This window comes from Klebsiella sp. 64, from assembly GCF_018223915.1.
Classification (GTDB): domain Bacteria; phylum Pseudomonadota; class Gammaproteobacteria; order Enterobacterales; family Enterobacteriaceae; genus Klebsiella; species Klebsiella pneumoniae.
This window is the reverse complement of sequence record NZ_JAGRQZ010000005.1, coordinates 61,915-88,864: the sequence shown is the minus strand read 5'-3', so window position 1 is coordinate 88,864 and position 26,950 is coordinate 61,915. Positions and strand designations below refer to the sequence as shown.

29 protein-coding genes are annotated in these 26,950 nt (G+C 55.4%); 17 read left to right on the top strand and 12 right to left on the bottom strand.

Features of this window, described 5'->3' with window-relative positions; translation table 11 throughout:
• Positions 1-198 precede the first annotated feature (198 nt).
• Genes rfaD through KHQ23_RS06040 form a run of 5 tightly spaced genes read left to right on the top strand, consistent with a single transcriptional unit; the run spans position 199 to position 5,229 of the window.
• Positions 199-1,131: an ADP-glyceromanno-heptose 6-epimerase gene (rfaD, locus tag KHQ23_RS06060; RefSeq protein WP_002922463.1), complete on the top strand. Its 933-nt coding sequence runs from the start codon at positions 199-201 to the stop codon at positions 1,129-1,131.
• A gap of 9 nt (positions 1,132-1,140) precedes the next feature.
• Positions 1,141-2,199 carry an ADP-heptose--LPS heptosyltransferase RfaF gene (gene rfaF, locus KHQ23_RS06055; RefSeq protein ID WP_002922465.1) on the top strand — a complete coding sequence of 353 codons (1,059 nt, stop codon included), beginning with the start codon at positions 1,141-1,143 and terminating at the stop codon, positions 2,197-2,199.
• Between the two features lie 3 nt (positions 2,200-2,202).
• Positions 2,203-3,174 (top strand): lipopolysaccharide heptosyltransferase RfaC, encoded by a 972-nt coding sequence (gene rfaC, locus KHQ23_RS06050; RefSeq protein WP_023283068.1) that lies wholly within the window; start codon positions 2,203-2,205, stop codon positions 3,172-3,174.
• Positions 3,174-4,082, top strand: coding sequence for a sugar glycosyltransferase (locus KHQ23_RS06045; protein WP_002922468.1), 909 nt, complete (start codon positions 3,174-3,176; stop codon positions 4,080-4,082). The genes rfaC and KHQ23_RS06045 overlap by 1 nt, the downstream gene beginning before the upstream one ends.
• Complete coding sequence (locus KHQ23_RS06040) at positions 4,060-5,229, top strand: O-antigen ligase family protein (protein ID WP_004164973.1); 1,170 nt, start codon at positions 4,060-4,062, stop codon at positions 5,227-5,229. The genes KHQ23_RS06045 and KHQ23_RS06040 overlap by 23 nt, the downstream gene beginning before the upstream one ends.
• Before the next feature lie 43 nt (positions 5,230-5,272).
• Here KHQ23_RS06040 and KHQ23_RS06035 read toward each other — a convergent pair whose 3' ends face one another.
• Positions 5,273-6,352, bottom strand: a complete 1,080-nt coding sequence (locus tag KHQ23_RS06035; protein ID WP_023301435.1) for a glycosyltransferase family 9 protein — start codon at positions 6,350-6,352, stop codon at positions 5,273-5,275.
• Positions 6,353-6,370: 18 nt separating this feature from the next.
• Complete coding sequence (locus KHQ23_RS06030; RefSeq protein WP_002922494.1) at positions 6,371-7,333, bottom strand: polysaccharide deacetylase family protein; 963 nt, start codon at positions 7,331-7,333, stop codon at positions 6,371-6,373.
• A 111-nt stretch (positions 7,334-7,444) separates the two neighbouring features.
• Between KHQ23_RS06030 and rfaQ the strand changes: the two genes are divergently transcribed.
• The 7 genes from rfaQ to coaD all read left to right on the top strand — a co-directional run bounded on the left by rfaQ (position 7,445) and on the right by coaD (position 14,379).
• Positions 7,445-8,521, top strand: a complete 1,077-nt coding sequence (gene rfaQ / locus KHQ23_RS06025) for a putative lipopolysaccharide heptosyltransferase III (protein ID WP_002922495.1) — start codon at positions 7,445-7,447, stop codon at positions 8,519-8,521.
• Positions 8,518-9,645, top strand: coding sequence for a glycosyltransferase family 4 protein (locus KHQ23_RS06020; RefSeq protein ID WP_009308781.1), 1,128 nt, complete (start codon positions 8,518-8,520; stop codon positions 9,643-9,645). Before rfaQ ends, KHQ23_RS06020 begins: the two co-directional genes overlap by 4 nt.
• A 2-nt stretch (positions 9,646-9,647) precedes the next feature.
• Entirely contained in the window at positions 9,648-10,742 is a 1,095-nt protein-coding gene (locus KHQ23_RS06015) for a glycosyltransferase (RefSeq protein ID WP_025367822.1), read from the top strand.
• Positions 10,743-10,771: 29 nt separating this feature from the next.
• Complete coding sequence (locus KHQ23_RS06010; RefSeq protein ID WP_004173909.1) at positions 10,772-11,761, top strand: glycosyltransferase; 990 nt, start codon at positions 10,772-10,774, stop codon at positions 11,759-11,761.
• A 91-nt stretch (positions 11,762-11,852) separates the two neighbouring features.
• Positions 11,853-13,127, top strand: a complete 1,275-nt coding sequence (gene waaA, locus KHQ23_RS06005; protein WP_004145263.1) for a lipid IV(A) 3-deoxy-D-manno-octulosonic acid transferase — start codon at positions 11,853-11,855, stop codon at positions 13,125-13,127.
• On the top strand, positions 13,127-13,903 hold the full coding sequence (locus KHQ23_RS06000) for a glycosyltransferase family 2 protein (RefSeq protein ID WP_002922500.1): 777 nt from the start codon (positions 13,127-13,129) through the stop codon (positions 13,901-13,903). Before waaA ends, KHQ23_RS06000 begins: the two co-directional genes overlap by 1 nt.
• On the top strand, positions 13,900-14,379 hold the full coding sequence (coaD, locus tag KHQ23_RS05995) for a pantetheine-phosphate adenylyltransferase (protein ID WP_002922501.1): 480 nt from the start codon (positions 13,900-13,902) through the stop codon (positions 14,377-14,379). The genes KHQ23_RS06000 and coaD overlap by 4 nt, the downstream gene beginning before the upstream one ends.
• Positions 14,380-14,561: 182 nt before the next feature.
• Here coaD and mutM read toward each other — a convergent pair whose 3' ends face one another.
• The 4 genes from mutM to radC all read right to left on the bottom strand — a co-directional run bounded on the left by mutM (position 14,562) and on the right by radC (position 16,813).
• Positions 14,562-15,371: a bifunctional DNA-formamidopyrimidine glycosylase/DNA-(apurinic or apyrimidinic site) lyase gene (gene mutM, locus KHQ23_RS05990; protein ID WP_004173907.1), complete on the bottom strand. Its 810-nt coding sequence runs from the start codon at positions 15,369-15,371 to the stop codon at positions 14,562-14,564.
• Between the two features lie 135 nt (positions 15,372-15,506).
• Positions 15,507-15,674, bottom strand: coding sequence for a 50S ribosomal protein L33 (rpmG, locus tag KHQ23_RS05985; protein WP_002922510.1), 168 nt, complete (start codon positions 15,672-15,674; stop codon positions 15,507-15,509).
• Between the two features lie 20 nt (positions 15,675-15,694).
• Positions 15,695-15,931 carry a 50S ribosomal protein L28 gene (gene rpmB, locus KHQ23_RS05980; RefSeq protein WP_000091955.1) on the bottom strand — a complete coding sequence of 79 codons (237 nt, stop codon included), beginning with the start codon at positions 15,929-15,931 and terminating at the stop codon, positions 15,695-15,697.
• A 216-nt stretch (positions 15,932-16,147) separates the two neighbouring features.
• Positions 16,148-16,813, bottom strand: a complete 666-nt coding sequence (radC, locus tag KHQ23_RS05975) for a DNA repair protein RadC (protein WP_002922589.1) — start codon at positions 16,811-16,813, stop codon at positions 16,148-16,150.
• 172 nt (positions 16,814-16,985) lie between these two features.
• Here radC and coaBC point away from each other — a divergent pair, with 172 nt between their 5' ends.
• The 4 genes from coaBC (at position 16,986) to KHQ23_RS05955 (ending at position 20,549) form a co-directional block, all read left to right on the top strand.
• A complete protein-coding gene (coaBC, locus tag KHQ23_RS05970) occupies positions 16,986-18,200 on the top strand; it encodes a bifunctional phosphopantothenoylcysteine decarboxylase/phosphopantothenate--cysteine ligase CoaBC (RefSeq protein ID WP_004188117.1) in 1,215 nt (404 codons plus the stop codon).
• Entirely contained in the window at positions 18,178-18,636 is a 459-nt protein-coding gene (dut, locus tag KHQ23_RS05965; protein WP_004145270.1) for a dUTP diphosphatase, read from the top strand. Before coaBC ends, dut begins: the two co-directional genes overlap by 23 nt.
• Before the next feature lie 124 nt (positions 18,637-18,760).
• Entirely contained in the window at positions 18,761-19,357 is a 597-nt protein-coding gene (slmA, locus tag KHQ23_RS05960; protein ID WP_002922598.1) for a nucleoid occlusion factor SlmA, read from the top strand.
• Positions 19,358-19,532: 175 nt separating this feature from the next.
• Positions 19,533-20,549: an SMP-30/gluconolactonase/LRE family protein gene (locus tag KHQ23_RS05955; protein ID WP_004173905.1), complete on the top strand. Its 1,017-nt coding sequence runs from the start codon at positions 19,533-19,535 to the stop codon at positions 20,547-20,549.
• A 35-nt stretch (positions 20,550-20,584) separates the two neighbouring features.
• Here the strand turns inward: KHQ23_RS05955 and pyrE are convergent, their stop codons facing one another.
• From pyrE to KHQ23_RS05930, 5 genes are all read right to left on the bottom strand, one after another.
• Positions 20,585-21,226, bottom strand: coding sequence for an orotate phosphoribosyltransferase (pyrE, locus tag KHQ23_RS05950; protein ID WP_002922600.1), 642 nt, complete (start codon positions 21,224-21,226; stop codon positions 20,585-20,587).
• Between the two features lie 110 nt (positions 21,227-21,336).
• Entirely contained in the window at positions 21,337-22,053 is a 717-nt protein-coding gene (gene rph, locus KHQ23_RS05945; protein WP_002922602.1) for a ribonuclease PH, read from the bottom strand.
• Between the two features lie 96 nt (positions 22,054-22,149).
• Positions 22,150-23,289 (bottom strand): ABC transporter permease, encoded by a 1,140-nt coding sequence (locus tag KHQ23_RS05940; protein WP_032435206.1) that lies wholly within the window; start codon positions 23,287-23,289, stop codon positions 22,150-22,152.
• Positions 23,276-24,193: an ABC transporter ATP-binding protein gene (locus KHQ23_RS05935; RefSeq protein ID WP_211776808.1), complete on the bottom strand. Its 918-nt coding sequence runs from the start codon at positions 24,191-24,193 to the stop codon at positions 23,276-23,278. Before KHQ23_RS05935 ends, KHQ23_RS05940 begins: the two co-directional genes overlap by 14 nt.
• Positions 24,186-25,112, bottom strand: a complete 927-nt coding sequence (locus KHQ23_RS05930) for an HlyD family secretion protein (protein ID WP_269465108.1) — start codon at positions 25,110-25,112, stop codon at positions 24,186-24,188. Before KHQ23_RS05930 ends, KHQ23_RS05935 begins: the two co-directional genes overlap by 8 nt.
• Between KHQ23_RS05930 and KHQ23_RS05925 the strand changes: the two genes are divergently transcribed.
• The gene (locus KHQ23_RS05925) at positions 25,072-25,203 is read left to right on the top strand and encodes a hypothetical protein (protein ID WP_015959141.1); all 132 of its coding nucleotides are present in this window, start codon (positions 25,072-25,074) and stop codon (positions 25,201-25,203) included. The two genes, KHQ23_RS05930 and KHQ23_RS05925, sit on opposite strands and share 41 nt — an antisense overlap.
• Positions 25,204-25,240: 37 nt before the next feature.
• Here the strand turns inward: KHQ23_RS05925 and KHQ23_RS05920 are convergent, their stop codons facing one another.
• A complete protein-coding gene (locus KHQ23_RS05920) occupies positions 25,241-26,941 on the bottom strand; it encodes a lysophospholipid acyltransferase family protein (RefSeq protein WP_021463355.1) in 1,701 nt (566 codons plus the stop codon).
• Positions 26,942-26,950: the final 9 nt, after the last annotated feature.

Sequence of the window (26,950 nt, the reverse complement as noted above, 5' to 3'; positions counted from 1 at the left end):
TCGGCAAAATTTGGCACATATTACCCAAAGCTATACGCTGATACGAGATGATGCAGGCCTGAATGAATTATTTGCAGCATAAATCACGTCAGCCCAGCACCTTATTCTGCGAATGGCTGTAGGCTTGCTCATGTGGTGATATGATAAGAGCATTCATGTCCGGATTGTCTCCGGGCTCCCAACTTCAAAGGTACAGTTATGATCATCGTTACCGGCGGCGCAGGCTTTATCGGCAGCAACATCGTTAAAGCGCTGAATGACAAAGGCATCACCGACATTCTGGTTGTCGACAATCTGAAAGACGGCACCAAGTTTGTAAACCTGGTTGACCTGAACATCGCTGACTACATGGATAAAGAAGACTTTCTGATCCAGATTATGGCGGGTGAAGAGTTCGGTGAAATCGAAGCAATCTTCCACGAAGGCGCGTGCTCTTCCACTACCGAGTGGGATGGTAAGTACATGATGGACAACAACTATCAGTACTCCAAAGAGCTGCTGCACTACTGCCTGGAGCGCGAAATCCCGTTCCTGTACGCCTCCTCCGCGGCCACCTATGGCGGACGCACCAGCGACTTCATCGAGTCCCGCGAGTACGAACAGCCGCTGAACGTTTACGGCTACTCCAAATTCCTGTTCGACGAATACGTCCGCCAGATCCTGCCGGAAGCCAATTCGCAGATCGTCGGCTTCCGCTACTTCAACGTCTACGGGCCGCGCGAAGGCCACAAAGGCAGCATGGCGAGCGTCGCTTTCCACCTCAATACCCAGCTGAATAATGGCGAAAGCCCGAAACTGTTCGAAGGCAGCGACGGCTTCAAGCGCGACTTCGTCTACGTGGGGGACGTGGCTGACGTCAACCTGTGGTTCTGGGAAAACGGCGTTTCCGGCATCTTCAACCTCGGCACCGGCCGTGCGGAATCCTTCCAGGCCGTCGCCGATGCGACCCTGGCGTACCACAAAAAAGGCAGCATCGAGTACATCCCGTTCCCGGACAAACTGAAAGGCCGCTACCAGGCGTTCACACAGGCGGATCTGACTAACCTGCGCAAAGCGGGCTATGACAAACCGTTCAAAACCGTTGCCGAAGGCGTAACGGAATATATGGCCTGGCTAAACCGCGACGCGTAAGAAACAAGCATGAAAATATTGGTGGTAGGCCCGTCTTGGGTGGGCGACATGATGATGTCGCAAAGTCTTTATCGTACGCTCAGGGCGCGCTATCCCCAGGCGATTATCGACGTGATGGCGCCAGCCTGGTGCCGTCCGTTGCTTTCGCGCATGCCGGAAGTGAACGAAGCGATCCCGATGCCGCTGGGTCACGGCGCGCTGGCTATCGGCGAACGCCGCAAGCTCGGCCACAGCCTGCGCGAGCGTCGCTACGATCGCGCTTACGTGCTGCCGAACTCGTTTAAATCGGCATTAGTCCCTTTCTTTGCCAATATCCCGCTGCGCACCGGCTGGCGCGGCGAGATGCGCTACGGCCTGCTCAACGACGCCCGAGTGCTGGACAAAGACGCCTGGCCGCTGATGGTGGAACGCTACGTGGCGCTGGCCTACGACAACGGCGTGATGCGCTGCGCCAAAGATCTGCCGCAGCCGCTGCTGTGGCCGCAGCTGCAGGTCAACGAAGGGGAAAAGTCGCAGGCCTGCAGCGCCTTTAACCTGTCCAACGATCGGCCGATCGTCGGCTTCTGCCCCGGCGCGGAGTTCGGCCCGGCCAAACGCTGGCCGCACTATCATTATGCTGCGCTGGCGAAAAAGCTTATCGACGATGGCTATCAGATTGCGTTATTCGGCTCGGCGAAAGATAACGAGGCCGGCAAAGAGATCATCGCCGCCCTCAGCAGCGAGCAGCAGGCCTGGTGCCGTAATCTGGCGGGTGAAACCCAGCTGGAGCAGGCGGTCATTCTGATCGCCGCCTGTAAAGCTGTAGTGACTAACGATTCGGGGCTGATGCACGTCGCCGCGGCGCTGGACCGCCCGCTGGTGGCGCTGTATGGCCCGAGCAGTCCGGACTTTACCCCGCCGCTGTCGCATAAAGCGCGGGTTATCCGTCTGATTACCGGCTACCACAAGGTGCGCAAAGGCGATGCCGCCGAAGGCTATCATCAGAGCCTGATCGACATCACTCCAGAACGCGTCCTGCAAGAGCTGAACGAACTGTTAGCGGAAAAAACCGAGCACGAGGAAGCGTAACGGATGCGGGTATTGATCGTTAAAACCTCCTCCATGGGCGACGTGCTGCACACGCTGCCCGCGCTAACCGACGCCGCGCAGGCTATCCCCGGCATCCGCTTCGACTGGGTGGTTGAAGAGGGTTTCGCACAGATCCCCTCCTGGCATAAAAGCGTCGAGCGGGTGATCCCGGTGGCGATCCGCCGCTGGCGCAAAGCCTGGTTTTCCGCGCCGATCAAAGCCGAGCGTCAAGCCTTTCGCGAGACCGTTCAGGCGGTAAAGTATGACGCCATCATCGATGCCCAGGGGCTGGTAAAAAGCGCCGCGCTGGTTACTCGCCTGGCGCACGGCGTCAAGCACGGTATGGACTGGCAAACGGCCCGCGAGCCGCTGGCGAGCCTGTTTTACAACCGCCGCCACCATATCGCGAAACAGCAGCACGCGGTGGAGCGTACCCGTGAGCTGTTCGCCAAAAGCCTTGGCTACGCGAAACCCCAGACCCAGGGGGATTACGCCATTGCGCGCCATTTCCTGCAGCACGAGGCTAGCGCTGCCGCGCCCTATCTGGTGTTTCTGCACGCCACCACCCGCGACGATAAGCACTGGCCGGAAACCCGCTGGCAGGAGCTTCTCGACCTGCTGGCCGACAGCGGCGTCCACATTAAGCTGCCGTGGGGCGCCCCGCACGAAGAGGCGCGGGCGAAGCGGCTGGCGGAAGGCCGGGAGTATGTTGAAGTGCTGCCGCGCATGAGCCTTGAGCAGGTAGCGCAGGTTCTGGCCGGCGCCCGGGCCGTCGTCTCGGTCGATACCGGGCTGAGCCATCTGACCGCCGCGCTGGATAAACCGAACTTTACGCTCTACGGCCCGACCGACCCGGGGCTGATTGGCGGATACGGTAAAAACCAGCATATCGTGCGGCCGGAAAACAGCGCCAGCACCGGCGATATTGCGGCCAGCCGGATTCATCTTCTCCTGCAAAATCAGGGGCTGCTCTGATGGGATCCCTGTTTAAGCAGATCTACCGCTATACGCGCCCTCGCGCGTATCGCCACAATGAAAATCTGTGGCCTTTTACCCGTATTACGCGCGCGCCAAGCGGCGAAATCAGCGCGTTACGCTATAAAGGGAAAACGGTGCCGCTGGTCAGCCTGAGCGCGCTGAAAAACAGTATGCAGGGCGAAGTCCTGCTGACCGCCACCGGCCCCTCAACCCGCAATATCGATTTTTCCCTGTTGTCGAAAACGATCCCGGTGATGGGCGTCAATGGCGCCTGGCATCTTGCCGACCGGCTGCACTTTTCGCTCTATACCATCGTCGACATGGAATTTTTCGATAAGAAGCCGGACATTATCCGCGCCATTGTCAGCCAGCCGGATATTTTGCTGTTCACCACCATGCACGGGATCGCCAAAATCGTCGATCGCTATGGGGACGCGCTGCGCTGCCGTTTGGCGTTGATTGAGGACGGTTGCTATAAGATTTACCAGCCGAAAGTCGCCAGCGAAGCGATAAAGCGCACTTACCAGCAGAATGCGGCGATGTGCTTTCATCCTCAGCGCCCGGATATCTGTTTTAGCACCGATATTCGCCAGGGCATCTTTGATGCCGGCACGGTGGTCTACTGGGCGCTGCAAATTCTCGCCTGGCTGGGCTTCAATACTATCCTGGTGAGCGGCCTGGATATGACCAACTTTAACCAGCCGCGATTCTACGAAACACAACAAGAAAAATTGCCTTCTTACCTGGCAACAAAAGTGGATACCCTCGTCATGCCCTCCTTTGCGCATGCCGCGCAGGTACTGCAGCAACGCCAGATTCGGGTGATTAATTTTTCCCCAGAAAGCGCTGTGCCGGATACTATCTTCGAAAAGGTTGCGTTTAATGAGTACTTTAAAAGTGAGTAACTTCGCCAGACAGGGTTACTCGATTGTCTTTCCTTTGTTTTTATTTTTCAGCGCGATTTTTTGCATGTCCACCCGGACCAATAATCTGCTGCATTTATCGATCCTGCTGCTATTGCTGTCGCTGGTACGCCAGGAAAACCGCCAGGCGCTGGCCGGGGTGTTACGCGAGCAGTGGCAGACCTGGACGCTGCTGGCGGCTTTCTTTATCTATTACGCCCTCAGTAATGTGTGGGGCCATACGCCGCAGCATATTGACTCGCCGATCACCCACGGCGTGTATCTGACCGGGTATCTGTTGCTGATGACGATGCTGCTCAGGGACGGACGAACCCGCCGACTGGCGATGCTGGCGGTGGTCGGCGGGATCACCGTGCTCTCCCTGTGGACACTGATTATCGACCATACGCTGGTTCTCACCGAACGAGCGGTCTCTCCCGAGAACCCCGGACCAACGAACGTTATCGACCTTGCCGGTTACTGCGGCATCGGCATTTTAATCTGCGGCATGCTACTGAAAGAAAAAGCCAGCCACTGGCTCTATCTGCCGGTGGTCATCATGCTGGTGATGCTGCTGCTCACCCAAAGCCGCGGGCCGATCATCGCCCTGGTGCTGGCGGTCGGCTGTACGCTGCACCTGCACGTCTTCACCCGCCGCAACCTGCTGATCGCCGCGGCGCTGGCCGTGCTGGTAGCGCTGCTTTTGGTCATGACGCCGGTGGGCGACATGCTGCTCGCCCGTTTCGAGGAGCTGGGCACCCAAAGCGGGCTGCGCCTGAGCATCTGGCACCATACGCTGTCGGAGATGGCCAGCCAGCCGTGGCTGGGGCGCGGTTTCAGCTATGAACTGGATTTCATCAACTACAGCGGCGAGCACATCACCACCACCCACAGCGTGTATATGGGCGCCCTGCTGAAAGGCGGCATCGTGGGGTTACTGCTGCTGTTGGCGATCATTGCCTGCGGGCTATGGCAGGCGTGGCGCAAGCGCCATACCGACAGCCGCTACAGTCTGGCGATCCTGTTTTACGCGCTGGTGTTTATGGCCTCGCAGGGGATGTTTATCATCAGCAATCCCCGGGAAACCTGGGTGCTGTTCTGGCTGCCGCTGGGCATTGCGCTCAGCAAAGGGTTGGCGGAAAAACGCTAACAAAAAGGGCCGTCAGCGGCCCTTTTTATATTAACTTTTTAAATTAACTGCGGGCGGCGACCAGCCGGTCGGCCTGCTCTTTAATCACGGGCCACACCGACTCAATCGCCACATCGGCGACATTCGCTTCTTCACAGACTATCTGCTTCGCCTTGTCATAGCCCGGCGCCCAGATGTGATAGCCGGGCAGCCCGGTATTCTTGAGTTTGCGTTTGTTATAGACCGCCACCATCGGCTTATCGAAAGCCCGGGCAATATGCACGATCGAGGTGTCCGGCGTAATGACTAAATCACAGCTGCGGATCACTTCTACGGCGGAGTTGATGGTGCTGTCGGCGATGTACAGCGCCATATCCAGCCCCAGCTGGCGGATTTTTTCACTGCGCCCCACCATCACGATACAGACCCGGTAAGGCAGAGCATGTAGCCGCTCGACCAGGGTCGCCACCTGGTGATGACAGAAGTCTTTATCCTCGGAGGCGGTAAAAGGGTTAATGGCGATACGCAGTTCGACCTCTCCGGCCTGAGAAAGCAAGCGGGCCACTTTCTCCCGCTCATGGCGGCAGCCGGGGAGATGATAGTGATACGGGCGGTCGTCAACGATGCCAAACAGCTTCACCACCTGCTTATAGCGCAGGGAAATATGGCTGTTGCCGTCAAAAAAAGCGATTGAGTGATCGTAAAGTTTATAGGGCTCTTTATTAAAACCAATCACGCTGGTCGCCCGTAAATCGGCGAGTAATTTAAAGCGTTCATAGCTGGTCACGTCATCAAAATCGATAACCGCATCAAAACCCGCCGCCCGCAACGTATTTAAGGACATGCGGGGCCGATATAAATATACTTGCTGAATGAATTCTGAGCCTGCTAATATTTCGCTGCATATTGGTCCGGTTAACACCGAAACCTGATATCCCCGTTCGGCCAGTATTCTGGCGCAGCCGGTCGTGACCACCATATCACCGACTTTATCATCCAGACGCAATAGCAGCACGCGGCGCACAGCCGCTGGGTCGAAGGCTTTACGCGCCGGCTTATTTCTGTATCGATAGTTAATTAAATTAAATTTAATGCCGCGGAAAAAAGCATTCTTTTTCCGCGTTAATTGTTTAAGGATACGCATACGGTACCTTGAGCTGTGTTAGCGCTGTGTAATTTTCCGCTGGTAATATTCTGCCAGCGTCATGCCCTTCACCTGCGGCGCCAGCCAGCTAAAAAAGGCTTCGAGGTCAGCGTATAAACGCTCAATATCCCGTTCATTCTGGAACGTGGGGCTGCCGCCGGGCATATACTCTGAAGAGTGGAGCATATATTCCACGTAGTCATTGCCCTGCGTCAACGTTTGTTCGACGACTTTTTTCATCGTCTCCACATTGCCGCCCATCGGTCGCAGCCAGTGTACGGAGGGGGAGCGCACTTTGCCGCGCAGGCGGTCGTAACCCTGCTTCACGCTGTTCATCCACGCTGAGTGCTTGTACTGGATGCTCATCGGCACTTCCAGCAGCGGCGAGTGGCCCTCGCGGCTGATGTCATTTTCATCGAGGAAATAGGCATGCTGCGGAAAGCGGCGATAATCGGTCCCGCCATCGCCCTGCGGCGCCCCCTTGGCGGTCTTCCAGTTCACCCGCGGGGTCACCGAGCAATCCACCTGATACCCGTACTCCACCAGCAGACGCGCATAGCGCTCGTCAAAAGCCCAGCGCCCGGCGCGATGGCTAACCATTTTGGTCTGGAAGGTATCCTCCAGCAGACGCGTCATATAGTCGACCTTCTCACGCATCATAGCGTCGCTGTATTCAATAAGATAAGGCTTATGGCGCCAGTCATCTGCAGTCAGCGGCTCGGTCGGCGGGCTGTTCCACGCATGCAGATGCATGCCGACTTCCGCGGTGCCGCGGGCAATCACGTCTCTGGCGAATTCGATATAAAAGGGGTCGATGGCCATTTCATAGTTGGTCAAATAGACCGGTTTAAAGCCATACTTTTCGCAAAGCTGCTGAAAACGCGGAAGATAACGCGCATTCTCGGTGGTGATGCTGTCATGTTTTTGCCAGAGGTTATCGCCCTCTGTATCAATCGTGATGAGAAATGCGGGATTGTGCACGAAAACGTCCTCAGGCCATACGTATCGGGTCATGGTAGAGCAATACAACGCTTCTCTCAATCTGTCTGATCCCCTAGAATCGGAACCCTTATCCTGGATGAAGAACAGAGTATGACGCCTGAAACCCTCTCCCGCGGCCCGTTGAACCCGGCGCGGATCCTGGTCATTAAGCTGCGCCATCATGGCGACATGCTGCTGATCACGCCGCTTATTCACGCGCTGAAACAGCAGTACCCCGCCGCCAGCGTGGATGTCCTGTTGTATGAAGAGACCCGGGATATGCTCGCAGCCAACCCCGATATCCACCATATTTATGGTCTCGATCGCCGCTGGAAAAAGCAGGGAAAAAGGTATCAGCTGAAGATGCAATGGCAGCTCATTCAGACGCTGCGCCAGCAGCGGTACGATATGGTGCTTAACCTGGCCGACCAGTGGCCGAGCGCGGTTATCAGCAAACTGACCGGCGCCGCGACGCGGATTGGTTTTGATTTTCCGAAGCGCCGCCACCCGGTCTGGCGCTATTGCCACACCGCGCTGGCCTCCACCCAACAGCACAACCAGCTGCATACGGTACAGCAGAATCTCTCTATTCTCGCTCCGCTCGGTCTCCAGTTGAACGAAGCGCCGGCGCGGATGGGCTACAGCGAAGCAGACTGGGCCGCCAGCCGCGCCCTGCTGCCGGAGGACTTCCGGGAACACTACATCGTCATCCAGCCGACGTCGCGCTGGTTCTTTAAATGCTGGCGCGAAGATCGGATGAGCGCCCTGATCAACGCGCTGTCCGCCGAAGGATACGCGGTGGTGCTCACCTCCGGCCCCGATGCTAGAGAGAAGAAGATGGTGGATACCATCATCGCCGGCTGCCCGCAGGCGCGACTACACTCTTTAGCCGGCCAGTTAACGCTGCGCCAGCTGGCGGCGGTGATCGATCATGCCCGGTTGTTTATCGGCGTCGACTCGGTGCCGATGCATATGGCTGCAGCCCTTGGCACTCCGCTGGTCGCCCTGTTCGGCCCCTCGAAGCTGACCTTCTGGCGTCCGTGGCAGGCGAAAGGCGAGGTGATCTGGGCCGGCGACTTCGGTCCGCTGCCCGATCCGGACGCTATCAACACCAACACCGACGAACGTTATCTTGATTTAATTCCTACCGACGCCGTGATCGCGGCGGCGAAAAAGGTACTGGCATGAGTAAATTCAGGCTGGCTCTGGTGCGGCAGAAGTACCGCCCGGACGGCGGCGCAGAACGGTTTGTCTCCCGCGCGCTGGAAGCCCTCGACAGCAGTCATCTGCAACTGAACGTCATCACCCGCGAATGGCAGGGGCCGGTGAAACCGGACTGGCAGATCCATATCTGTAACCCACGTAAATGGGGGCGCATCAGCCGCGAGCGCGGCTTTGCCAACGCCGCGCGCGCGCTCTGGCAGCGCGAGTCCTTCGACCTGGTGCAGAGCCATGAACGTATTCCCGGCTGCGATCTCTACCGCGCTGGCGATGGCGTTCATCGCCGCTGGCTGCAGCAGCGCTCGCGCATTTTACCGGCCTGGAAAAGCCGCCTGCTGTTCGCCGACCGTTACCACCGCTACGTCATGCAGGCGGAACGCGAGATGTATGAAGACTCACACCTGCGCGGGGTGATCTGCAACGCCGAGATGATCAAGCGCGAGATTATCGAAGACTTTGGCCTGCCGGCGGAGAAGATCCACGTTATTTACAACGCCATTGACAACCAGCGCTTCCTGCCGCCGGACGAAGAGACCTTTGCCGCCTTACGCGCCAAATGGCAGCTGCCGCTGCAGGCGACCTGCTTGATCTACGTCGGCTCCGGCTTTGAACGTAAAGGGCTGGCGGCGGCGATCCGCGCCATCGCCCCCACCGATCGCTACCTGCTGGTGGTCGGCAAAGATAAGGATCAGCCTCGCTATCAGGCGCTGGCGAAGAGCCTGAACTGTGAAGCGCGGGTGCGCTTCTTCGGCATGCAGTCGGAGACATTGCCCTTCTATCAAATGGCCGATGGTCTGCTGCTGCCGACCCTCTACGATCCGTTCCCCAACGTCATCCTCGAGGCAATGGCCTGCGGTCTGCCGGTGATCACCACTACCGGCTGCGGCGGGGCGGAGTTTATCGTCGACGGCCACAATGGTTACGTCTGCGACGCTCTGGATATCCCGGCGCTACAGCAGGCGGTAATGGCCCTGCCCGCGCGCGCGCTGGGCTCCGCGGAAGGCGGTCACGCCCGCGAGCGCATTATGGCCTGCACCAGCGAGCGACTCTCAACCCAGCTGCTTTCTCTTTATCAGGATCTGGTGAAATAACGATGCGCATCTTATTTGTGATTGACGGCTTACCCGGCGGCGGCGCGGAAAAAGTGGTCCTGACCCTGGCGGCACAGTTCCTGCGCGACGGCGATCGGGTGTCGCTCATTTCGCTGCGCGATGTCTGCGAGTACCCATTGCCCGAGGGGCTCGACTACCAGGTAGTTGCCGATCGCTGCCGTAAACCGTGGCGCAAGCTGACCGAGCTGTCCCGCCGCGCCCGCCAGCTGGACGCCGCAGTCGTGCGGGCCGAACAGCAGGGGCAATTTGACCTTGTGCTCTCCAACCTGCACAAAACCGACCGTATCGTCGCCCGCAGCCGGGCGCTGCGCGAGCGTAACGTCTGGTTCTGTCTGCACGGCGTCTTTTCGGCCTCCTATCTCGGGCACCGCACCGGCTTTGACCGCTGGATGAAGCAGCAGAAAATTAAGCGAATTTATCAGGGTCGCAACGTGGTGACGGTTTCCGACGCGGTGGGGCGAGATCTGGTGGAAGAGTTTGCCCTGCGCCCGGCACAGCTGAAAACCATCTACAATCCCTTCGATATCGCCGCCCTGCGCGCCGGAGCGGAAGCCGACAGCGAGCGCCCGGACGGCGACTACCTGATTCACGTCGGCCGCTTCCATCCCGGCAAACGTCACGACCGCCTGCTTGAAGCCTATGCGCAGAGCGGCATCGACGCACCGCTGGTGCTGCTAGGCCAGGGAAAACCGGAGCAAGAGCAGCGCCTGCGCCAGCTGGCAAAAACGCTGCACATTGACGATCGGGTGTGGTTCAAAGGCTTTCAGAAAAACCCCTTACCGTGGATCAAAGGCGCACGGATGCTGGTTTTGAGCTCCGATAGCGAAGGATTCGGCAATGTGGTGGTGGAGGCGCTGCTGTTACATACTCCTGTCGCCAGCACCCGCTGCCCCGGCGGCGTCACCGAGATCCTCACCGGCGAACTTGCCCGCGGTCTGGCGGATCTGACCAGTCCGGCGCTGGCTCAGACGATGCAAAGCATTTACCATAACCCGCCGGCCATCGACGATGCCGCGCTGGAAAAATTCAGCGTCGTATCCATTTGTCAGCAGTACCGTCAGCTGCAGCGCACCTGACGCCGTTAGTTAACCAGGATCGAAGATTTATGAGTCAAACGCCTTTATTGAGCATCGTGGCTGCCGTCTACAACGGTGAGAAATTTCTAGCGCAATTCTTTGAGTGCATTGAACAGCAGCAGCTGGACAGCTATGAACTGATCCTGGTGAACGATGGTTCGACAGACAACAGCCTGGCGGTGATCGCCGAATGGCAGGAGCGGCTGCAGAACGTCCAGGTGCTGGAGCAGGAAAACCAGGGCGTCTCGGTCGCGCGCAATACCGGCCTCGCCGCCGCCAGCGGCAAATATCTCGCGTTTCCGGATATCGACGACAAACTCTATCCGGGCATGTATCGCACGCTGCTGGAGATGGCCGAGAAAGAACATCTCGATATCGCTACCTGCAACGGCACCTATGTGTACGAAAAGCGCCGCGAGAGCCACCCGATCTTCCCACTGGATCGCCTGCCCTCGACGGATGTGCTGCCGGGCCATGTCTGGCTTAAGCAGGCCCTGGACTCGCGGAAGTTTCTGCACGTCACCTGGCTTAATATTTATCGTCACGACTTTATCCGCCAGCATCACTTCCATTTCGAGCCTGGCCTGCGCCATCAGGATATCCCATGGACCACAGAAGCCCTGCTGGCCGCGGAGCGCGTGCAGTACACCAGTCAGCAGTTCTATGATTACTACATTCACTCTGAGTCGGTGTCGCATAAGCCGGACAACGACGACACGCTGATGCGTTCGGCGCGCCACTATATGAAGATTCTGGAGATGCTGGAGGCGATTAACCAGCGCTACCCGGATAAAGTACGCCATATCGCCGCCTGTCGCTGGCAGATCGCCAAAGAAGGCCTGGGGATCATCCATACCTTCGATAGCATGAAAGATGAGTCCAAAAAGCATGTTATTATTAACGAATTCTTCGACCGCGGTATCTGGCGGTTAATCTGGAAAAACGCCTGTACTTTCCGTTTACGCTGGCGCCTGGGACGCCGTTATCTGCGTATTAAGCGTTATCGCCACGCGGGATAGACCAAAAACCCGCTGTTTCCGCCAAAGAGATAGCTTTACGCGGGCTAAATGCTTAGAATTTGCCCGCCAAAACAGAGAACGGATAAATAGTTTGGAATTGCTTTATACCACCCTACTTTACCTTATTCAGCCGCTGGTGTGGCTGCGGCTGCTGCTGCGCAGTCGTAAGGCTCCTGCCTATCGCAAACGCTGGGCGGAACGCTATGGCTTCTGTCAGAACAAGGTAGAGCCGGATGGCATTCTGCTGCACTCCGTTTCCGTCGGCGAGACCTTAGCCGCCATTCCGCTGGTCCGCGCCCTGCGCCACCGCTACCCTTCTCTGCCGATCACCGTCACCACCATGACGCCGACCGGCTCCGAGCGCGCCATGTCGGCGTTTGGCAAAGATGTTCATCACGTCTATCTGCCCTACGATCTGCCCGGCGCCATGAACCGCTTCCTGAACACCGTTCAGCCGAAGCTGGTGATCGTTATGGAGACCGAGCTGTGGCCGAATATGGTGGCCGCGCTGCATAAGCGTAAGATCCCGCTGGTGATCGCCAACGCGCGCCTGTCCGAACGTTCCGCCAAAGGCTATGCCAAACTGGGCGGCTTTATGCGCCGCCTGTTGAGCCGCATTACGCTTATCGCCGCGCAGAATGAAGAAGATGGTAACCGCTTCCTCTCTCTGGGGCTGAAGCGCAACCAGCTGGCGGTCACCGGCAGCCTTAAATTCGATATCTCCGTCACGCCAGAGCTGGCGGCCCGGGCGGTGACGCTGCGTCGGCAATGGGCACCGCACCGCAAGGTCTGGATTGCCACCAGCACCCACGACGGTGAAGAACAAATCATCCTCCAGGCGCATAAAAAACTGCTGGAGACTTTCCCGAACCTGCTGCTGATCCTTGTTCCCCGCCATCCGGAGCGCTTCCCTGACGCCCGTGAGATGGTACAAAAGGCTGGGATGAGCTTTACTCTGCGCAGCACCGGCGAGATCCCCTCCTCCAGTACCCAGGTAGTCATTGGCGATACCATGGGCGAGCTGATGCTGCTCTACGGCATTGCCGACCTCGCCTTCGTCGGCGGCAGCCTGGTGGAGCGCGGCGGCCATAACCCGCTAGAGCCGGCGGCGCACGCCATTCCGGTGCTGATGGGTCCGCATACCTTCAACTTCAAAGATATCTGCGCCAAGCTGCAGCAGGACGATGGCCTGATCACCGTTACCGATGCCGATTCGCTGGTCAGGGAGGTGTCCACGCTCCTGACCGATGAAGATTACCGTCTGTGGTATGGCCGTCACGCGGTGGAAGTGCTGCATCAGAACCAGGGCGCGCTGTCGCGTCTGCTACAGTTACTGCAACCTTACCTGCCGCAGCGGAGTCATTAATGTCGAACCGGCTTTCCGTGGTGATGATCGCTAAAAACGCCGCCGACCTGCTGCCGGATTGTCTGGGCTCCGTTAGCTGGGCGGATGAAATTATCGTCCTCGACTCCGGCAGCACCGACAACACCGTTGAGCTGGCCCGCGGCCTCGGCGCCCAGGTCTATACCCATACCGACTGGCGAGGCTATGGCATTCAGCGCCAGCGCGCGCAGGATTACGCCACCGGCGACTGGGTGTTGATGATCGATACCGATGAGCGCGTCACGCCAGAACTCAGGCAGGCTATTCTTAAGGTACTGGACGCCCCCCAGCGCGGCGCCATCTACAGCATCGCCCGCCGTAACTATTTTCTCGGACGCTTTATGCGCCACAGCGGTTGGTATCCCGATCGCGTCCTGCGCCTGTACGAACGCGCCCGTTACCGCTATAACGATAATCTGGTCCATGAATCGCTGGATAGCCTGGGCGCCGAGGTTATTCCGCTGACCGGCGATCTCCTGCACCTGACCTGCCGCGACTTCGCTGGCTTCCAGCAAAAACAGCTGGCGTATGCCGCCGCGTGGGCGCTTGAGCGTCACCAGAAGGGCAAGAAGACCTCGATGGCAGGGATTTTCAGCCATACGCTGGGCGCGTTCCTCAAGACGTTGCTATTGCGCGGTGGGGTGCTGGACGGTAAACAGGGATGGTTACTGGCGATGGTCAACGCGCAGTATACGTTTACGAAATATACCGAGCTGTGGGCGCTGAGCCACGGCTACTCGGAGAAAGAGTCATCATGAGCACAAAAGCGATCTATCCGGGTACCTTCGACCCCATCACCAACGGTCATATCGATATTGTCACCCGCGCGGCAAGTATGTTCGATAAAGTGGTGCTGGCTATCGCCGCCAGCCCGAGTAAAAAGCCGATGTTCAGCCTTGATGAGCGCATTGCGCTGGCAGAGCAGGCGACGGCCCACCTGGTGAACGTGGAGGTTATCGGCTTCAGTGATTTAATGGCCAATTTCGCGCGCGCGCAGCAGGCCAATATCCTGATCCGCGGCCTGCGGGCGGTGGCGGATTTCGAGTATGAGATGCAGCTGGCTCATATGAACCGCCACCTGATGCCCACCCTTGAGAGCGTGTTTCTGATGCCGTGCAAAGAGTGGTCGTTTATCTCTTCCTCACTGGTGAAGGAAGTGGCGCGCCACCAGGGCGACGTTTCTCACTTTCTGCCAGCTAATGTGCATCAGGCGCTGTTGAATAAGCTGAAGTAACGCATCTGCCGGGTCATGAGCCACGTCGGCTGGCGCTGCGCCGCCGGCCTATCCATACCGGCTCTGTCCCGGTCTTTGTGCCAGATGGCGCTACGCTGACCTGGCCTACAAACGCCCCCGGCCCACCAGATGCGCACCCGCAGGCCCGCTGACCTGGCCGACAATCCTTCCTGTTCCTGAGACTATTTCTGACACTGGCGGCAATAAAAGGTCGCCCGCTGGGCATGTTTGGTCCCGACGACCGGCGTGCCGCAGATCCGGCAGGGTTCGCCCTTGCGGCCATAGACCTGTAGCTCCTGGGCGAAGTAGCCCGGCTTGCCATCGCTTTGCAGGAAATCCTTTAACGTGGTGCCGCCCTGCTCTATCGAACGCAGCAGGACCAGCTTAATCACCTTCACCAGCTGCTCACACTCTTCCCGCGACAGCGAGGACGCCAGCCGGTCAGGATGGATCCCGGCGGAGAACAGCGATTCACTGGCGTAGATATTCCCCACGCCCACCACCAGCTTGTTATCCATCAGCCAGGGTTTGATCGCGGTTTTCTTCTTCGCGCATTTTTGCTGGAGATAGTCGGCGTTGAACGCGTCGCTGAGCGGCTCCGGGCCAAGATGGGCCAGTACCGGATGGCCTTCCAGCGTTCTGGTCCACAACCAGGCGCCAAAGCGGCGTGGATCGGTGTAGCGCAACACCTTGCCGTTACTCATGACCAGGTCAACGTGATCGTGTTTTTCAGCAGGCAGCTCTTCGCTCAGGATGCGCAGGCTCCCCGACATCCCAAGATGGACGATGATCCAGCCGTCCGGCAGCTCCAGAAGCAGGTATTTGGCGCGGCGACGCACGCTGAGAACCGGAACGTCGCTCAGGCGATAAATCTCTTCGGAAACCGGCCAGCGCAGCCGTCCGTTGCGCACGACGGCGTGCAGAATGGTTGCGCCAACCAGGTGCGGCTCGATGCCGCGACGGCTGGTTTCAACCTCTGGTAATTCAGGCATGATTTTCCTCCGTTTACCCGACGTATTGTGCTTCACGGACAGGTGACTGAAAAGGGAGTATGTGAAAGCAATATGGGGGAGTTTTAAAAACAAAAAACCCCGCCGAAGCGGGGTTTTTATACAAGGAGGCTAAAATTATTTGATTTTAGCTTCTTTGTAGATAACGTGCTGACGTACAACCGGATCGTACTTTTTCAGTTCCATTTTTTCCGGTTTGGTACGTTTGTTCTTCGTGGTGGTGTAGAAGTGACCAGTACCAGCGGAAGAAACCAGCTTGATTTTCTCACGAATACCTTTAGCCATGATTTATTTCCTCTAAGTACTTAGTACTTTTCGCCACGGGCACGCAGTTCAGCCAGAACTGTATCGATGCCTTTCTTATCGATTACACGCATACCTTTAGCAGATACGCGCAGGGTGACAAAACGCTTCTCGCTCTCAACCCAGAAACGGTGAGAGTGCAGGTTCGGCAGGAAACGGCGTTTAGTCGCGTTCAGTGCGTGGGAACGGTTGTTACCGGTCACCGGACGCTTGCCAGTAACTTGGCAGACTCGGGACATGTCTATTCTCCAAAAATCAAATTAGCTCGAGCTTCGTATGGGGTATTGGCGCCTCGTCAGGCTTTACAGCCTGGTCATCGCAGTTCAATGTGAACTCTCGACTGCCAGGCCCAAATGCCAAACCCGAGATTCTCAAAGGTGGCGTAGTATACGCTGACTCGGCGATGTGCTCAAGTCCCGAACAGACAAAGATCCCGAAGGATCGCCAGTTCGGGGCTAAATCCAGCCACGTTCGGCAAAAGATACATACGCACCGCGGCCGATAACCAGATGATCAAGCACGCGTATCTCCATGAATCTACAACATTTTATCACCCTTTCGGTAATCAGTCTGTCGGCCTGACTTGGCTCCGGGCTACCGGAGGGATGATTATGCGCAAGGATCACGGCGGCGGCGTTCACTTTGATGGCTTCGCGTACAATTTCTCGCGGATGCACCTCAACGTGGCTAAGAGTACCAGAAAAAAGACGACTATGTTTCAACACCCGGTTCTGATTATCTAAAAAGATCACCATAAAGATCTCGCGCTCCTCTTCCGTCAGCTGGCTTTGTAAAAACTCGCGCGTCATCGAGGGCGTGACCAGCGCGGCCTCCTCGACCAGCTGCGAGCTAAAATAGCGTCGCGCCAGCTCGGCAATGCCCTTCAGTTGGGCATATTTCGCCAGCCCCAGTCCGTCTACAGCAATCAGTTGCGCTTTATCAGCGGAAAGCAGAGCGTAGAGTGAGCCAAAACGCTGCAGTAACGCCTGGGCATAGCTGAGCACATCCTGACGACGCGTGCCGACGCGCAGAAACAGCGCCAGCAGCTCAACATCCGTTAGCGTTTCGATGCCGTATTGCAGCATCTTCTCCCGTGGCATCAGATTTTCCATTCCGTCCATGCGCCCTCCTGGGTGAATCAGCCTATCCTGGCACAGCCTGACGGCGCTGCCGACCCGCCGATTTTCACCCTGCGTAGCCGCTCGCAAAGTGAATGCCCGGCAGAGGCACGACGGCGGCAGGATTGTGATAAGATGCGCGGATTCTGGTCTACGGCAACAGGAAGACATCATGATGACTCTGGCGGGTAAAAAAATCGTCCTGGGCGTCAGCGGCGGCATCGCGGCGTATAAAACCCCGGAACTGGTGCGCCGGCTGCGTGAACGCGGCGCGGAAGTGCGTGTCGCGATGACGGAGGCGGCAAAAGCGTTCATCACCCCACTCAGCCTGCAGGCGGTATCCGGCTATCCGGTTTCCGACAGCCTGCTCGATCCGGCGGCGGAAGCGGCAATGGGCCATATTGAGCTCGGTAAATGGGCCGACCTGGTGATCCTCGCCCCAGCAACCGCCGATTTAATCGCTCGCGTGGCGGCCGGCATGGCCAACGATCTGGTGTCGACGATCTGTCTTGCCACCCCATCCCCGGTTGCCGTGGTGCCCGCCATGAACCAGCAGATGTATCGCGCGCAGGCCACCCAGCATAATCTGCAGACGCTCGCTACCCGCGGGCTGCTGCTATGGGGACCAGACAGCGGTAGCCAGGCCTGCGGCGACGTCGGCCCGGGGAGAATGCTCGATCCGTTAACTATCGTAGACATGGCCGCGCAGCATTTCGCCTCCCCTGTCAAAGATTTGCAACATCTCAACCTCATGATTACCGCGGGCCCGACCCGTGAGCCATTGGATCCGGTGCGTTATATCACCAACCACAGCTCTGGCAAGATGGGCTTCGCGATTGCCGCCGCCGCAGCGCAGCGGGGCGCGAACGTGACCTTGATCAGCGGGCCGGTATCGCTACCGACCCCGCCGTTTGTGCAGCGCATTGATGTCACTACCGCGCTGGAGATGGAAGCGGCCGTCCAGGCTGGCGCCCAGCAGCAGCACATTTTTATTGGCTGCGCCGCAGTAGCGGATTACCGCGCCGCCGTCATCGCCGAAGATAAAATAAAAAAACAAGGTGATGAATTAACAATAAAAATGGTTAAAAACCCGGATATCGTGGCCGGGGTCGCGGCGCTAAAATCACATCGCCCCTACGTCGTTGGGTTTGCCGCCGAAACGAATAATGTGGAAGAATATGCGCGGCAAAAACGTGCCCGCAAGAACCTCGACCTGATTTGCGCCAACGATGTTTCCCAGCCTAATCAGGGCTTTAACAGCGACAGCAACGCACTACACCTTTTCTGGCAGGATGGGGAAAAGCGCTTACCACTTGAGCGCAAGGAACTCCTGGGCCAATTATTACTCGACGAGATCGTGACCCGTTATGATGAAAAAAATCGACGTTAAGATTCTGGACCCGCGTGTCGGCCAGCAATTTCCGCTGCCGACCTATGCCACCTCCGGCTCCGCCGGACTTGACCTGCGAGCCTGTCTCGACGACGCCGTAGAGCTGGCGCCGGGCGCAACCACGCTGTTGCCGACCGGCCTTGCGATTCATATCGCCGATCCCTCTCTGGCGGCGGTGATCCTGCCGCGCTCCGGCCTGGGTCATAAGCATGGCGTAGTCCTGGGCAACCTGGTGGGCCTTATCGACTCCGATTACCAGGGGCAGCTGATGGTGTCCGTCTGGAACCGCGGTCAGCAGAGCTTTATTATCGAGCCGGGCGAACGTATCGCACAGATGGTCTTTGTGCCGGTCGTTCAGGCGGAATTTAACCTGGTGGAATCCTTCGATGCCACCGACCGCGGCGAAGGCGGCTTCGGTCACTCAGGGCGTAAATAAGCCCAGCAACACGGAATCTGCATCCCAACGCGCATAACGCAATAACATTACCGCAAGCCCTGGTTTGCGGTCGCGTTGTGGATGTCTGCCTGACAAGTGCTTATTTTCAGGGGTATTTTAAAACATGGCAGAAAAGCAAACTGCGAAACGGAATCGTCGCGAAGAAATACTTCAATCTCTGGCGCTGATGCTGGAATCCAGCGATGGTAGTCAGCGTATTACCACCGCGAAACTGGCGGCTTCCGTCGGCGTCTCTGAAGCCGCGCTGTATCGCCATTTTCCCAGCAAAACCCGCATGTTTGACAGCCTGATCGAGTTCATTGAAGACAGTCTGATTACGCGCATCAATTTGATTTTGAAAGATGAAAAGGACACCACCGCGCGCCTGCGCCTGATCGTTCTGTTGATTCTTGGCTTTGGCGAGCGTAATCCTGGGCTGACGCGTATCCTCACCGGGCACGCGCTGATGTTCGAACAGGACCGGCTTCAGGGTCGCATCAACCAGCTTTTTGAGCGCATCGAAGCGCAGCTACGCCAGGTGATGCGCGAGAAAAAAATGCGCGAAGGCGAAGGCTACACCCTCGACGAAACCCTGCTGGCCAGCCAGCTGCTGGCTTTCTGCGAGGGCATGCTGTCGCGCTTTGTGCGCAGCGAGTTCAAATATCGTCCGACGGATGATTTCGACGCCCGCTGGCCGCTGGTCGCCGCACAGCTGCAGTAAATCCTCACATGCAGCCGCCAGGCTGCATGATTCTCCTCGCAATCTGCGTAAGTTTGTCGCAAATCCCAGGGCCATTGGTTGAATTGCCCAATGCGCGTTTCCGCTTTCCTTTCCTACTATCCAGCTTGCTGAACATTTCACCCTCCCCCAACACCACCCGACAAGGAGAGATTTGATGGCGACGTCACGGCGGGATTTACTGAAGATAGGCGGGTTGGCAACCGCATCGCTACTGGTCAGTCAAAAAAGCTTCGCAGCATGGGCCCCCTCTGAACGCTATCCGGACCCACGCATCGTGGCCGTCGATGATAGCTTTCGTCGCTATATGCTTGCCAGCGCAAAGGTCGAACGCATCGCCAGCGGCTTCCGCTGGGCGGAAGGCCCGGTCTGGTTCGGCGACATGCGAATGCTGCTGTGGAGCGACATTCCGAATAACGCCATCATGCGCTGGGATGAAGTCAGCGGAGAAACCAGCATCTTTCGCTACCCGGCCAATTATAGCAATGGTCACGCCCGCGACAGACAGGGGCGCTTAATCAGTTGCGAGCACGACACCCGCCGCATTACGCGTACCGAATACGATGGGTCTGTTACCGTACTGGCCGATAGCTACCAGGGTCATCGCCTCAATTCTCCAAACGATATCGTTGTGAAGTCAGACGGCACCATCTGGTTTACCGATCCGCCATTTGGCATCAGTGGTTTTTACGAAGGCCACAAAGCAACATCAGAATTGCCGCAAAACGTCTATTGTCTGGAGCCGGAAAGCCGCAAACTGAGCGTGGTACTGGGCGACGTAAAAGGGCCAAATGGTTTGTGTTTCTCGCCGGACGAAAAGACCTTATACGTGGTGGAAAGCCGGGCGACACCGAACCGCTTAATTCTGGCGTGGGATGTGGAAGGCAATACGCTGAAAAATAAACGGGTATATCTCGACTGTGGGAACGGTACCGCCGATGGGATCGCCTGCGACGCAGACGGCAATCTGTGGTGCGGATGGGGAAGCGGAAACGAAGAACTCGACGGCGTGCGGATCTTCAACCCACAGGGTAAGCATATCGGCACCATTAAACTGCCAGAGCGCTGCGCGAACTTGTGCTTTGGCGGCGAACAGCGCAATCGTCTGTTTATGGCGTCCAGCACGTCAATCTATTCGCTGTACGTCAATGCGCAGGGCGCTAAGCTGATATAGCGGAAATCCGGCAGCCGAGGCTGCCGGGCGCATCATCAGACGCCGTAGGCTTCACGATAGGCGCGAACTGACGCCAGGTGTTCCGCCATCTCGGGTTTCTCTTCCAGATATGTAATCAGCTCTTTCAGAGTGATGATTGAGATAACCTGGCAGCCGTAATCCCGCTCCACTTCCTGAATGGCGGAGATCTCGCCGCGGCCGCGTTCCTGACGATCCAGGGAGATCAGAACGCCCGCCAGCTGCGCGCCCTGGGCCTGGATAATCTCCATGGATTCGCGAATCGCCGTACCGGCGGTGATCACGTCATCCACCAGCATTACCCGGCCCTGCAGCGGGCTACCGACCAGATTGCCGCCTTCGCCATGGGTTTTTGCCTCTTTGCGGTTAAAGCAGTAAGGCAGATCGCGGTCATGATGCTCGGCTAACGCCACCGCGGTGGTGGTGGCGATTGGGATTCCTTTGTAGGCCGGGCCAAACAGCAGGTCAAACTCAATTCCGGAATCCACCAGCGCCTCGGCATAAAAACGGCCCAGCAGAGCCAGATCGCGCCCGGTGTTAAACAGGCCGGCGTTGAAGAAATAGGGGCTCTTGCGCCCGGATTTCAGCGTGAATTCGCCAAACTTAAGAACCTGCTTGCTAAGCGCAAACTCAATAAACTGGCGCTGATACGGCTTCATGGATTCGCTCCTTTGGTACTTTTCATCATTGTCAGACTGCGCGCTCCCCTTCGCAGGTGTGATGAAGGATAAAGCGCAAAAAAAAGGCGACTTCTCAGTCGCCTTAATCATTAATTTTCTAACGCCGCCTTCTGCGTCGTGATAATGGACTCGATCCCCCCTCGGGCTAACGCCAGGAGAGTGAGGAGTTCTTCATGGGTAAACGGCTCACCTTCCGCAGTGCCCTGCACCTCAATAATACGGCCATCTTCGGTCATCACCACGTTCATGTCGGTCTCCGCGGCGGAGTCTTCGATGTACTCCAGATCGCAGATGGCTTCGCCATTTACGATACCGACGGAGACCGCGGCCACCATCCCTTTCATCGGATTGGTTTTCAGCTTGCCGGCGGCGACCAGCTTATTCAGCGCATCGGCCAGCGCCACGCAGGCACCGGTAATGGAGGCAGTGCGGGTGCCGCCGTCGGCCTGCAGTACATCGCAGTCGAGAGTAATCGTGAATTCGCCCAGCGCTTTCAGGTCAACCGCAGCGCGCAGCGCGCGGGCAATCAGGCGCTGAATTTCCATCGTCCGGCCGCCCTGCTTGCCTTTTGCCGCTTCACGCGCGTTACGCGTGTGCGTAGAACGCGGCAGCATGCCGTATTCAGCGGTGATCCAGCCCTGGCCCTGGCCTTTCAGGAAACGCGGAACGCCTTCGTCAATAGAGGCAGTGCACAGCACTTTGGTATCACCGAATTCGACCAGCACGGAGCCTTCAGCGTGTTTTGTGTAATTACGGGTCAGGGTGACGGGACGCACCTGATTAGCGCTACGGCCTGCTGGACGCATGATAGAAATCTCCGGCTTGAAACGAATGTGAGGGCGCATTATACGAATTTCATGGCAAAAAGCCTATGCCCACTCCAGCCGGACGCGCCGATAATGTCAGTCCAGCGTTTTACGATAAGATTTCAACCCCACACCAATGACAATCACCGCCAGGCCTATCAGCGGCAAGAGGTCAGGCAACAATGCCATTGCTGAATAGCCTTTCAGCATAATGCCCTTAACCAGGCGGATGAAGTAGGTCAACGGTAAACAGGAGCCAATGGCTTTCGCCCAGTCTGGCATACTAATAAAGGGGCTGACAAATCCGGACAGCATAAGTGAAGGGATGAAATAAAATGACGACATTTGCAGCGCCTGCAGCTGGTTTTGTGCTAAGCCAGAAATACCGATACCAATTGACAGACAAAGAAAGACATAAATTAACAGCACAAAAAATAGTAGGAAGACGCTACCGTGAAGGGGGATATCGAACAACAAAACGGCGGCAATCAGGATTAACGTCGCCTGAAACAGACCAATGATAACAAAAGGCGTTATTTTCCCAATAATGACCTCAAGCCCGGACAACGGAGAGACCAGTAAATTTTCTAACGCCCCGTTTTCTCGCTCGCGGGTAATTGACAGGGCGGTCATCAGGATTAACGTTGTACTGAGTATCGACCCCATAATACCAGGAATAGTATTAAACTGGGTTATCCCCTCAGGGTTAAACATGCGATGAATGATAAGCTCGAAATCATCCTCTTTTTGCACCACACGCATGTCGCCCGGCAAATCGTGCTGAAACATCGACTTCGCCACCTGCACAAGGGCGCTGAGCGCATTCCCCGTGGTGATCGGATCGATGGCATCCCCCTGAATCAATAGTTGTGGCTTTTCTCCACGCAGTAACTTGCGCGTAAACCCTTCAGGGATCGTCACGATAAAAGTGACATCCCCCCGCACAAAGGCTTTCTGCGCCGCCTCTTCTGAATCGACAGGAATCATCGAAAAATACCCGGTATTTTGCGCTTCCGTCACAAAGATTTGACTCATGCGTTCGGTATCATAATTTAGTAAGGCGGTCGGAAGATTATGCGGATCCATATTGATGGCATAGCCAAGAATGATCAGCTGAAAAAGAGGTGTCAGGAGCACCATACTGATGCTGACTTTATCACGGTGTAGCTCGTGAATTTCCTTAATAACCACGCCAATCCACCGCGTAACGGAGAAGCTAAAATTAATTTTTTTCACAATTATTTTTCATCAAGTAGGTAAATGCATCTTCCAGATTGGTATCCACCTTACAGAACTCATAACCCTGTTGCGTAAAGGCAAAAAGCGCGGATTTTAACTTCGCGTCATCTCTGGATGTAATATAAAGCTGATTGCCAAAAATGACCGTTTGCTCAATATCCGGCAAGCGCTGTAGCTGGCTTTCAAGCAGCGTCAGACCGGCGCCGCTGGTTCGCATGGTGATCAAATTCTGGGAGGCGATAATCGACGCAATAGTGCCATTCGCCAGCAGCCGACCATAAGAGAGATAGGCAACCTTATGGCAGCGCTCAGCCTCATCCATATAATGCGTGCTCACCAGTATCGAGATCCCCCGGTCAGAAAGCTGGTGCAGCATTTGCCAGAACTCTCGCCGCGCCTTGGGATCCACGCCAGCAGTCGGCTCATCCAGAAATAGCAAAACAGGTTCATGCAACATACAGGCGGCGAGGGCCATTCTTTGCTTCCAGCCCCCAGAAAGCTCCTTAGCCAGCTGGTGCTGTCGGGCAGTGAGGCCTAACTCAGAAAGCGCACGTTCAACCCGATCTCTACGCTGATCGAGGCTATATAACCGCGCAATAAAAAGTAAGTTTTCCCGAATAGTTAAATTTCCCCACATTGAGAAATACTGGGTCATGTAGCCTATCTTTTTTTTTATTTTTTCCCGCTGCGTAAAGATATCCATACCCAGACAAGTACCTTCACCGGCATCCGGCGTAATCAAACCACACATCATTCGAATCGATGTCGTTTTTCTGCTACCGTTCGGACCGAGAAAACCATAGATCTCGCCTTTTGCCACCTGTAAAGAGAAATCCTTTACGACGTGATGCTCGCCAAAATGTTTATTGAGATTTTTTACATCAATACAAAGATTATTCATCGCCAATAATCTCCACATCAAACGGTTGGCCGATTTTCATCCGCCCTGCCTGCTGCAGCGCAGGGATAGCCTCCGCCATAAAAATGAGCTTCTCACGACGTTTCGTACTATAAATAACTGGAGGCGTAAACTCGGCCTCAGGGCTGATATAGTTAATAATGCCAGCAATGGGCTCAGCGCAACCATCGCATATAAGTTTTACCTTAGATCCGATTTTAAATTTACCGAGCTTCGCTTCGGGTATAAAGAAGCGTACTTTTATATTCTCAGGAGGTAACAGACTGATTATTGGTTTACCAGCAGAAGGGCGCTCCCCGGCACGATAAATAATATCGAAGACCTTAGCATTGACCGGAGAAACAATCGTCGTTTGCTGGACATCCCACAGCGCCTTATCCCGTTCGAGTTTTGCCGCGGCCACCATTGAGCGCTGCTTGCTAATCTCATCCTGCCGGGCAGGGAGTTGCCGTGCTTTGAGTTGATTAATTAACTCTTCAACCTGTGCGCCTTTTTGAGTTAATTCATCCCGGATATCCTCCCATTCCGCAAGCGATATGGCATGATTGGCGTAAAGATTACGATATCGCCCAAGCTGTCGCTTTACCTGAGATTCTGCCGATTGTGCTTTTTTAATCTGCGAACGTATAATATCCAGCTCTTCAGGCCGTTCGCCAGATTCCAGATTTCGTAATAGAGCGCTCTCTGCTGATAGCTTTTCCTCAGCGCGCAGGAAAATATTTTGCGCATCGAAGGACTCAATCTTCACTAACTCCTGTCCTGCGGCGACGTTATCTCCTTTATTGATCAAGATCCGTTCTATTTTTTCATTACCAGAATATGAAAGGTATACAAATTCTCCATGTGAATAACCGGATAACATGTTATCTGGTTTGTTATCACACCCGGTGAGTATCAGCACCGATATCAATATAATAAATACATTTATTGGCTTTCGCATTAAAACGCATCCATACGCATATCATTTCCCTTATCACTACGGTCTGGATTGAGGCACGCTCGCTCCAGGACCGGACAATCATCGTCAGTTTAATCTCTTAAATAATGCTTAACGTAGCTTTCATTCAATTTATCTATAGAGCTCAGATTTAACCCAGCTATCGAATTAAAAGAATCATCTTTTGTGAATGCAAGAATCGACGATCCGCCCGGGGAGAACCATTTAGCACTCTGTTTAAAAGGCCAGGGAAGTTCATAACCTTCTTCTCTCAGCAGGTGATTAAGCATGCTCCAGTCTGCTCTAAAATCTTCGCCACAAAATGGAGTATCATCCTGTACATTTTCGGCAGTGAACAATGCTATCGGCGTACAAAAATCAGCTGTCGAGGAAAAGTATATATTATAGAAACTGATGATGAGTTTCTGTACTTTTTCAGGAAAAGCTCCAGGAATGGTCAGCACACCCAGCAAGTATTTATAGTCCGGATATCTTTTTATAAAGTCAAATATCCCTTGCCATAAATAATCAAGCACCTTACTTTTTTGATAAGGTTTCTGAATAAAGCCGCGGCCAATTTCCACACACTTCTCTAAACAGGAATAGGCATTATCATGGTATTTAAACAAGCTGTTGCTATAGAGGCCTGTTACACCATGTTGGGCCAGTTGCTCGCCAACGGGCATAACACGATATGCTCCCAGGATTTCCACATCAGAAGGATCCCATAAAATGATATGATAATAGCTTTCATCAAAAACATCGTTATCTCTGTCGTTACCAGTTCCGGCACCAATATCGCGATAACAGCGTTCGCGTAAGCGCCCTAACTCATCAATAATGGGTGAGGTTCGGTTAGTATTACAGCGATATATCACTAGTTTTCTACCGTCTTCAAACTGCCTTAATATTTCGCACTCCTCTATTGCGCTAATTAGCTCCTCTTTACCTGGTTCTAATTCTTGCGGCGCAATCGTATCTAACATAGCCGGGCCATTCTTCGCTATACTCTGGAGGTGCGTCAGACATACATTTGCCGCGGCAGAAAGATCTTTATTGTATTCTTTAAACGAGGATAAGGCTATTTGCTGTCCTATATTGATTTTCATGGTCTTGCCATGATGGCGGAGAGCTTCACGAATAACCATCATATTCGACAGTTGCCGCCAGAATGTTGCAGTAAGATAATAAATCTTACTGTTTGCTCCCGTAATATGAATTGGTACCAATGCTGCATTATTTCTCATAGCAAGCTGTAAAAAACCGGGGTTCCACTTATGCTCCTGTAACCCGGAAAGAGACCAGTTAGCTAGCTTACCCGCAGGACATATAATCAATACGCCTCCTTTTCGCAGGTGATCGTTCATCTCGCGGAATTTTTTATGGCTCATCTTACCGGCCATATTCTCAATTCCAATGGTAAGTTCCGATACCTGGGGGAATATAATTGGCAAAACGTGATTGGCTATTATTTTTATATCGCTCCTGACTCGGGAGACCATATGTATTAAACTAAGTCCATCGATAACCGTCGGATGATTTGAAATAACAACCGTAGCCCCATGCCCAGGTATGTTGTTAAGTTGGTGGTGTTCGCTTTCATATTTCAACTCAAGGAGTTCAACAACTGCATTAACCCACTCGACCCCATTTTTATTAACGAGTTGCTCGTTATATATTAAGCGAGAAAATACCTTATTGCCAAATGCCGTCCTGAACAGCCATTTTTTCCAAAAAGGTATGGTTGTATTTGGAAAAAATTCCCTTACGACTCTGTCAAAGATAGCGTCCATATTAAAATC

What these genes read in the sequence shown, in the direction of transcription:
- rfaD (WP_002922463.1), top strand. Translation starts at nt 199, where the DNA reads ATGATCATCGTTACCGGCGGCGCAGGCTTTATCGGCAGCAACATCGTT.
- rfaF (WP_002922465.1), top strand. Translation starts at nt 1,141, where the DNA reads ATGAAAATATTGGTGGTAGGCCCGTCTTGGGTGGGCGACATGATGATG.
- rfaC (WP_023283068.1), top strand. Translation starts at nt 2,203, where the DNA reads ATGCGGGTATTGATCGTTAAAACCTCCTCCATGGGCGACGTGCTGCAC.
- KHQ23_RS06045 (WP_002922468.1), top strand. Translation starts at nt 3,174, where the DNA reads ATGGGATCCCTGTTTAAGCAGATCTACCGCTATACGCGCCCTCGCGCG.
- KHQ23_RS06040 (WP_004164973.1), top strand. Translation starts at nt 4,060, where the DNA reads ATGAGTACTTTAAAAGTGAGTAACTTCGCCAGACAGGGTTACTCGATT.
- KHQ23_RS06035 (WP_023301435.1), bottom strand. Translation starts at nt 6,352, where the DNA reads ATGCGTATCCTTAAACAATTAACGCGGAAAAAGAATGCTTTTTTCCGC.
- rfaQ (WP_002922495.1), top strand. Translation starts at nt 7,445, where the DNA reads ATGACGCCTGAAACCCTCTCCCGCGGCCCGTTGAACCCGGCGCGGATC.
- KHQ23_RS06020 (WP_009308781.1), top strand. Translation starts at nt 8,518, where the DNA reads ATGAGTAAATTCAGGCTGGCTCTGGTGCGGCAGAAGTACCGCCCGGAC.
- KHQ23_RS06015 (WP_025367822.1), top strand. Translation starts at nt 9,648, where the DNA reads ATGCGCATCTTATTTGTGATTGACGGCTTACCCGGCGGCGGCGCGGAA.
- KHQ23_RS06010 (WP_004173909.1), top strand. Translation starts at nt 10,772, where the DNA reads ATGAGTCAAACGCCTTTATTGAGCATCGTGGCTGCCGTCTACAACGGT.
- KHQ23_RS06000 (WP_002922500.1), top strand. Translation starts at nt 13,127, where the DNA reads ATGTCGAACCGGCTTTCCGTGGTGATGATCGCTAAAAACGCCGCCGAC.
- coaD (WP_002922501.1), top strand. Translation starts at nt 13,900, where the DNA reads ATGAGCACAAAAGCGATCTATCCGGGTACCTTCGACCCCATCACCAAC.
- mutM (WP_004173907.1), bottom strand. Translation starts at nt 15,371, where the DNA reads ATGCCTGAATTACCAGAGGTTGAAACCAGCCGTCGCGGCATCGAGCCG.
- rpmG (WP_002922510.1), bottom strand. Translation starts at nt 15,674, where the DNA reads ATGGCTAAAGGTATTCGTGAGAAAATCAAGCTGGTTTCTTCCGCTGGT.
- rpmB (WP_000091955.1), bottom strand. Translation starts at nt 15,931, where the DNA reads ATGTCCCGAGTCTGCCAAGTTACTGGCAAGCGTCCGGTGACCGGTAAC.
- radC (WP_002922589.1), bottom strand. Translation starts at nt 16,813, where the DNA reads ATGGACGGAATGGAAAATCTGATGCCACGGGAGAAGATGCTGCAATAC.
- coaBC (WP_004188117.1), top strand. Translation starts at nt 16,986, where the DNA reads ATGACTCTGGCGGGTAAAAAAATCGTCCTGGGCGTCAGCGGCGGCATC.
- dut (WP_004145270.1), top strand. Translation starts at nt 18,178, where the DNA reads ATGATGAAAAAAATCGACGTTAAGATTCTGGACCCGCGTGTCGGCCAG.
- slmA (WP_002922598.1), top strand. Translation starts at nt 18,761, where the DNA reads ATGGCAGAAAAGCAAACTGCGAAACGGAATCGTCGCGAAGAAATACTT.
- KHQ23_RS05955 (WP_004173905.1), top strand. Translation starts at nt 19,533, where the DNA reads ATGGCGACGTCACGGCGGGATTTACTGAAGATAGGCGGGTTGGCAACC.
- pyrE (WP_002922600.1), bottom strand. Translation starts at nt 21,226, where the DNA reads ATGAAGCCGTATCAGCGCCAGTTTATTGAGTTTGCGCTTAGCAAGCAG.
- rph (WP_002922602.1), bottom strand. Translation starts at nt 22,053, where the DNA reads ATGCGTCCAGCAGGCCGTAGCGCTAATCAGGTGCGTCCCGTCACCCTG.
- KHQ23_RS05935 (WP_211776808.1), bottom strand. Translation starts at nt 24,193, where the DNA reads ATGAATAATCTTTGTATTGATGTAAAAAATCTCAATAAACATTTTGGC.
- KHQ23_RS05925 (WP_015959141.1), top strand. Translation starts at nt 25,072, where the DNA reads ATGTTATCTGGTTTGTTATCACACCCGGTGAGTATCAGCACCGATATC.
- KHQ23_RS05920 (WP_021463355.1), bottom strand. Translation starts at nt 26,941, where the DNA reads ATGGACGCTATCTTTGACAGAGTCGTAAGGGAATTTTTTCCAAATACA.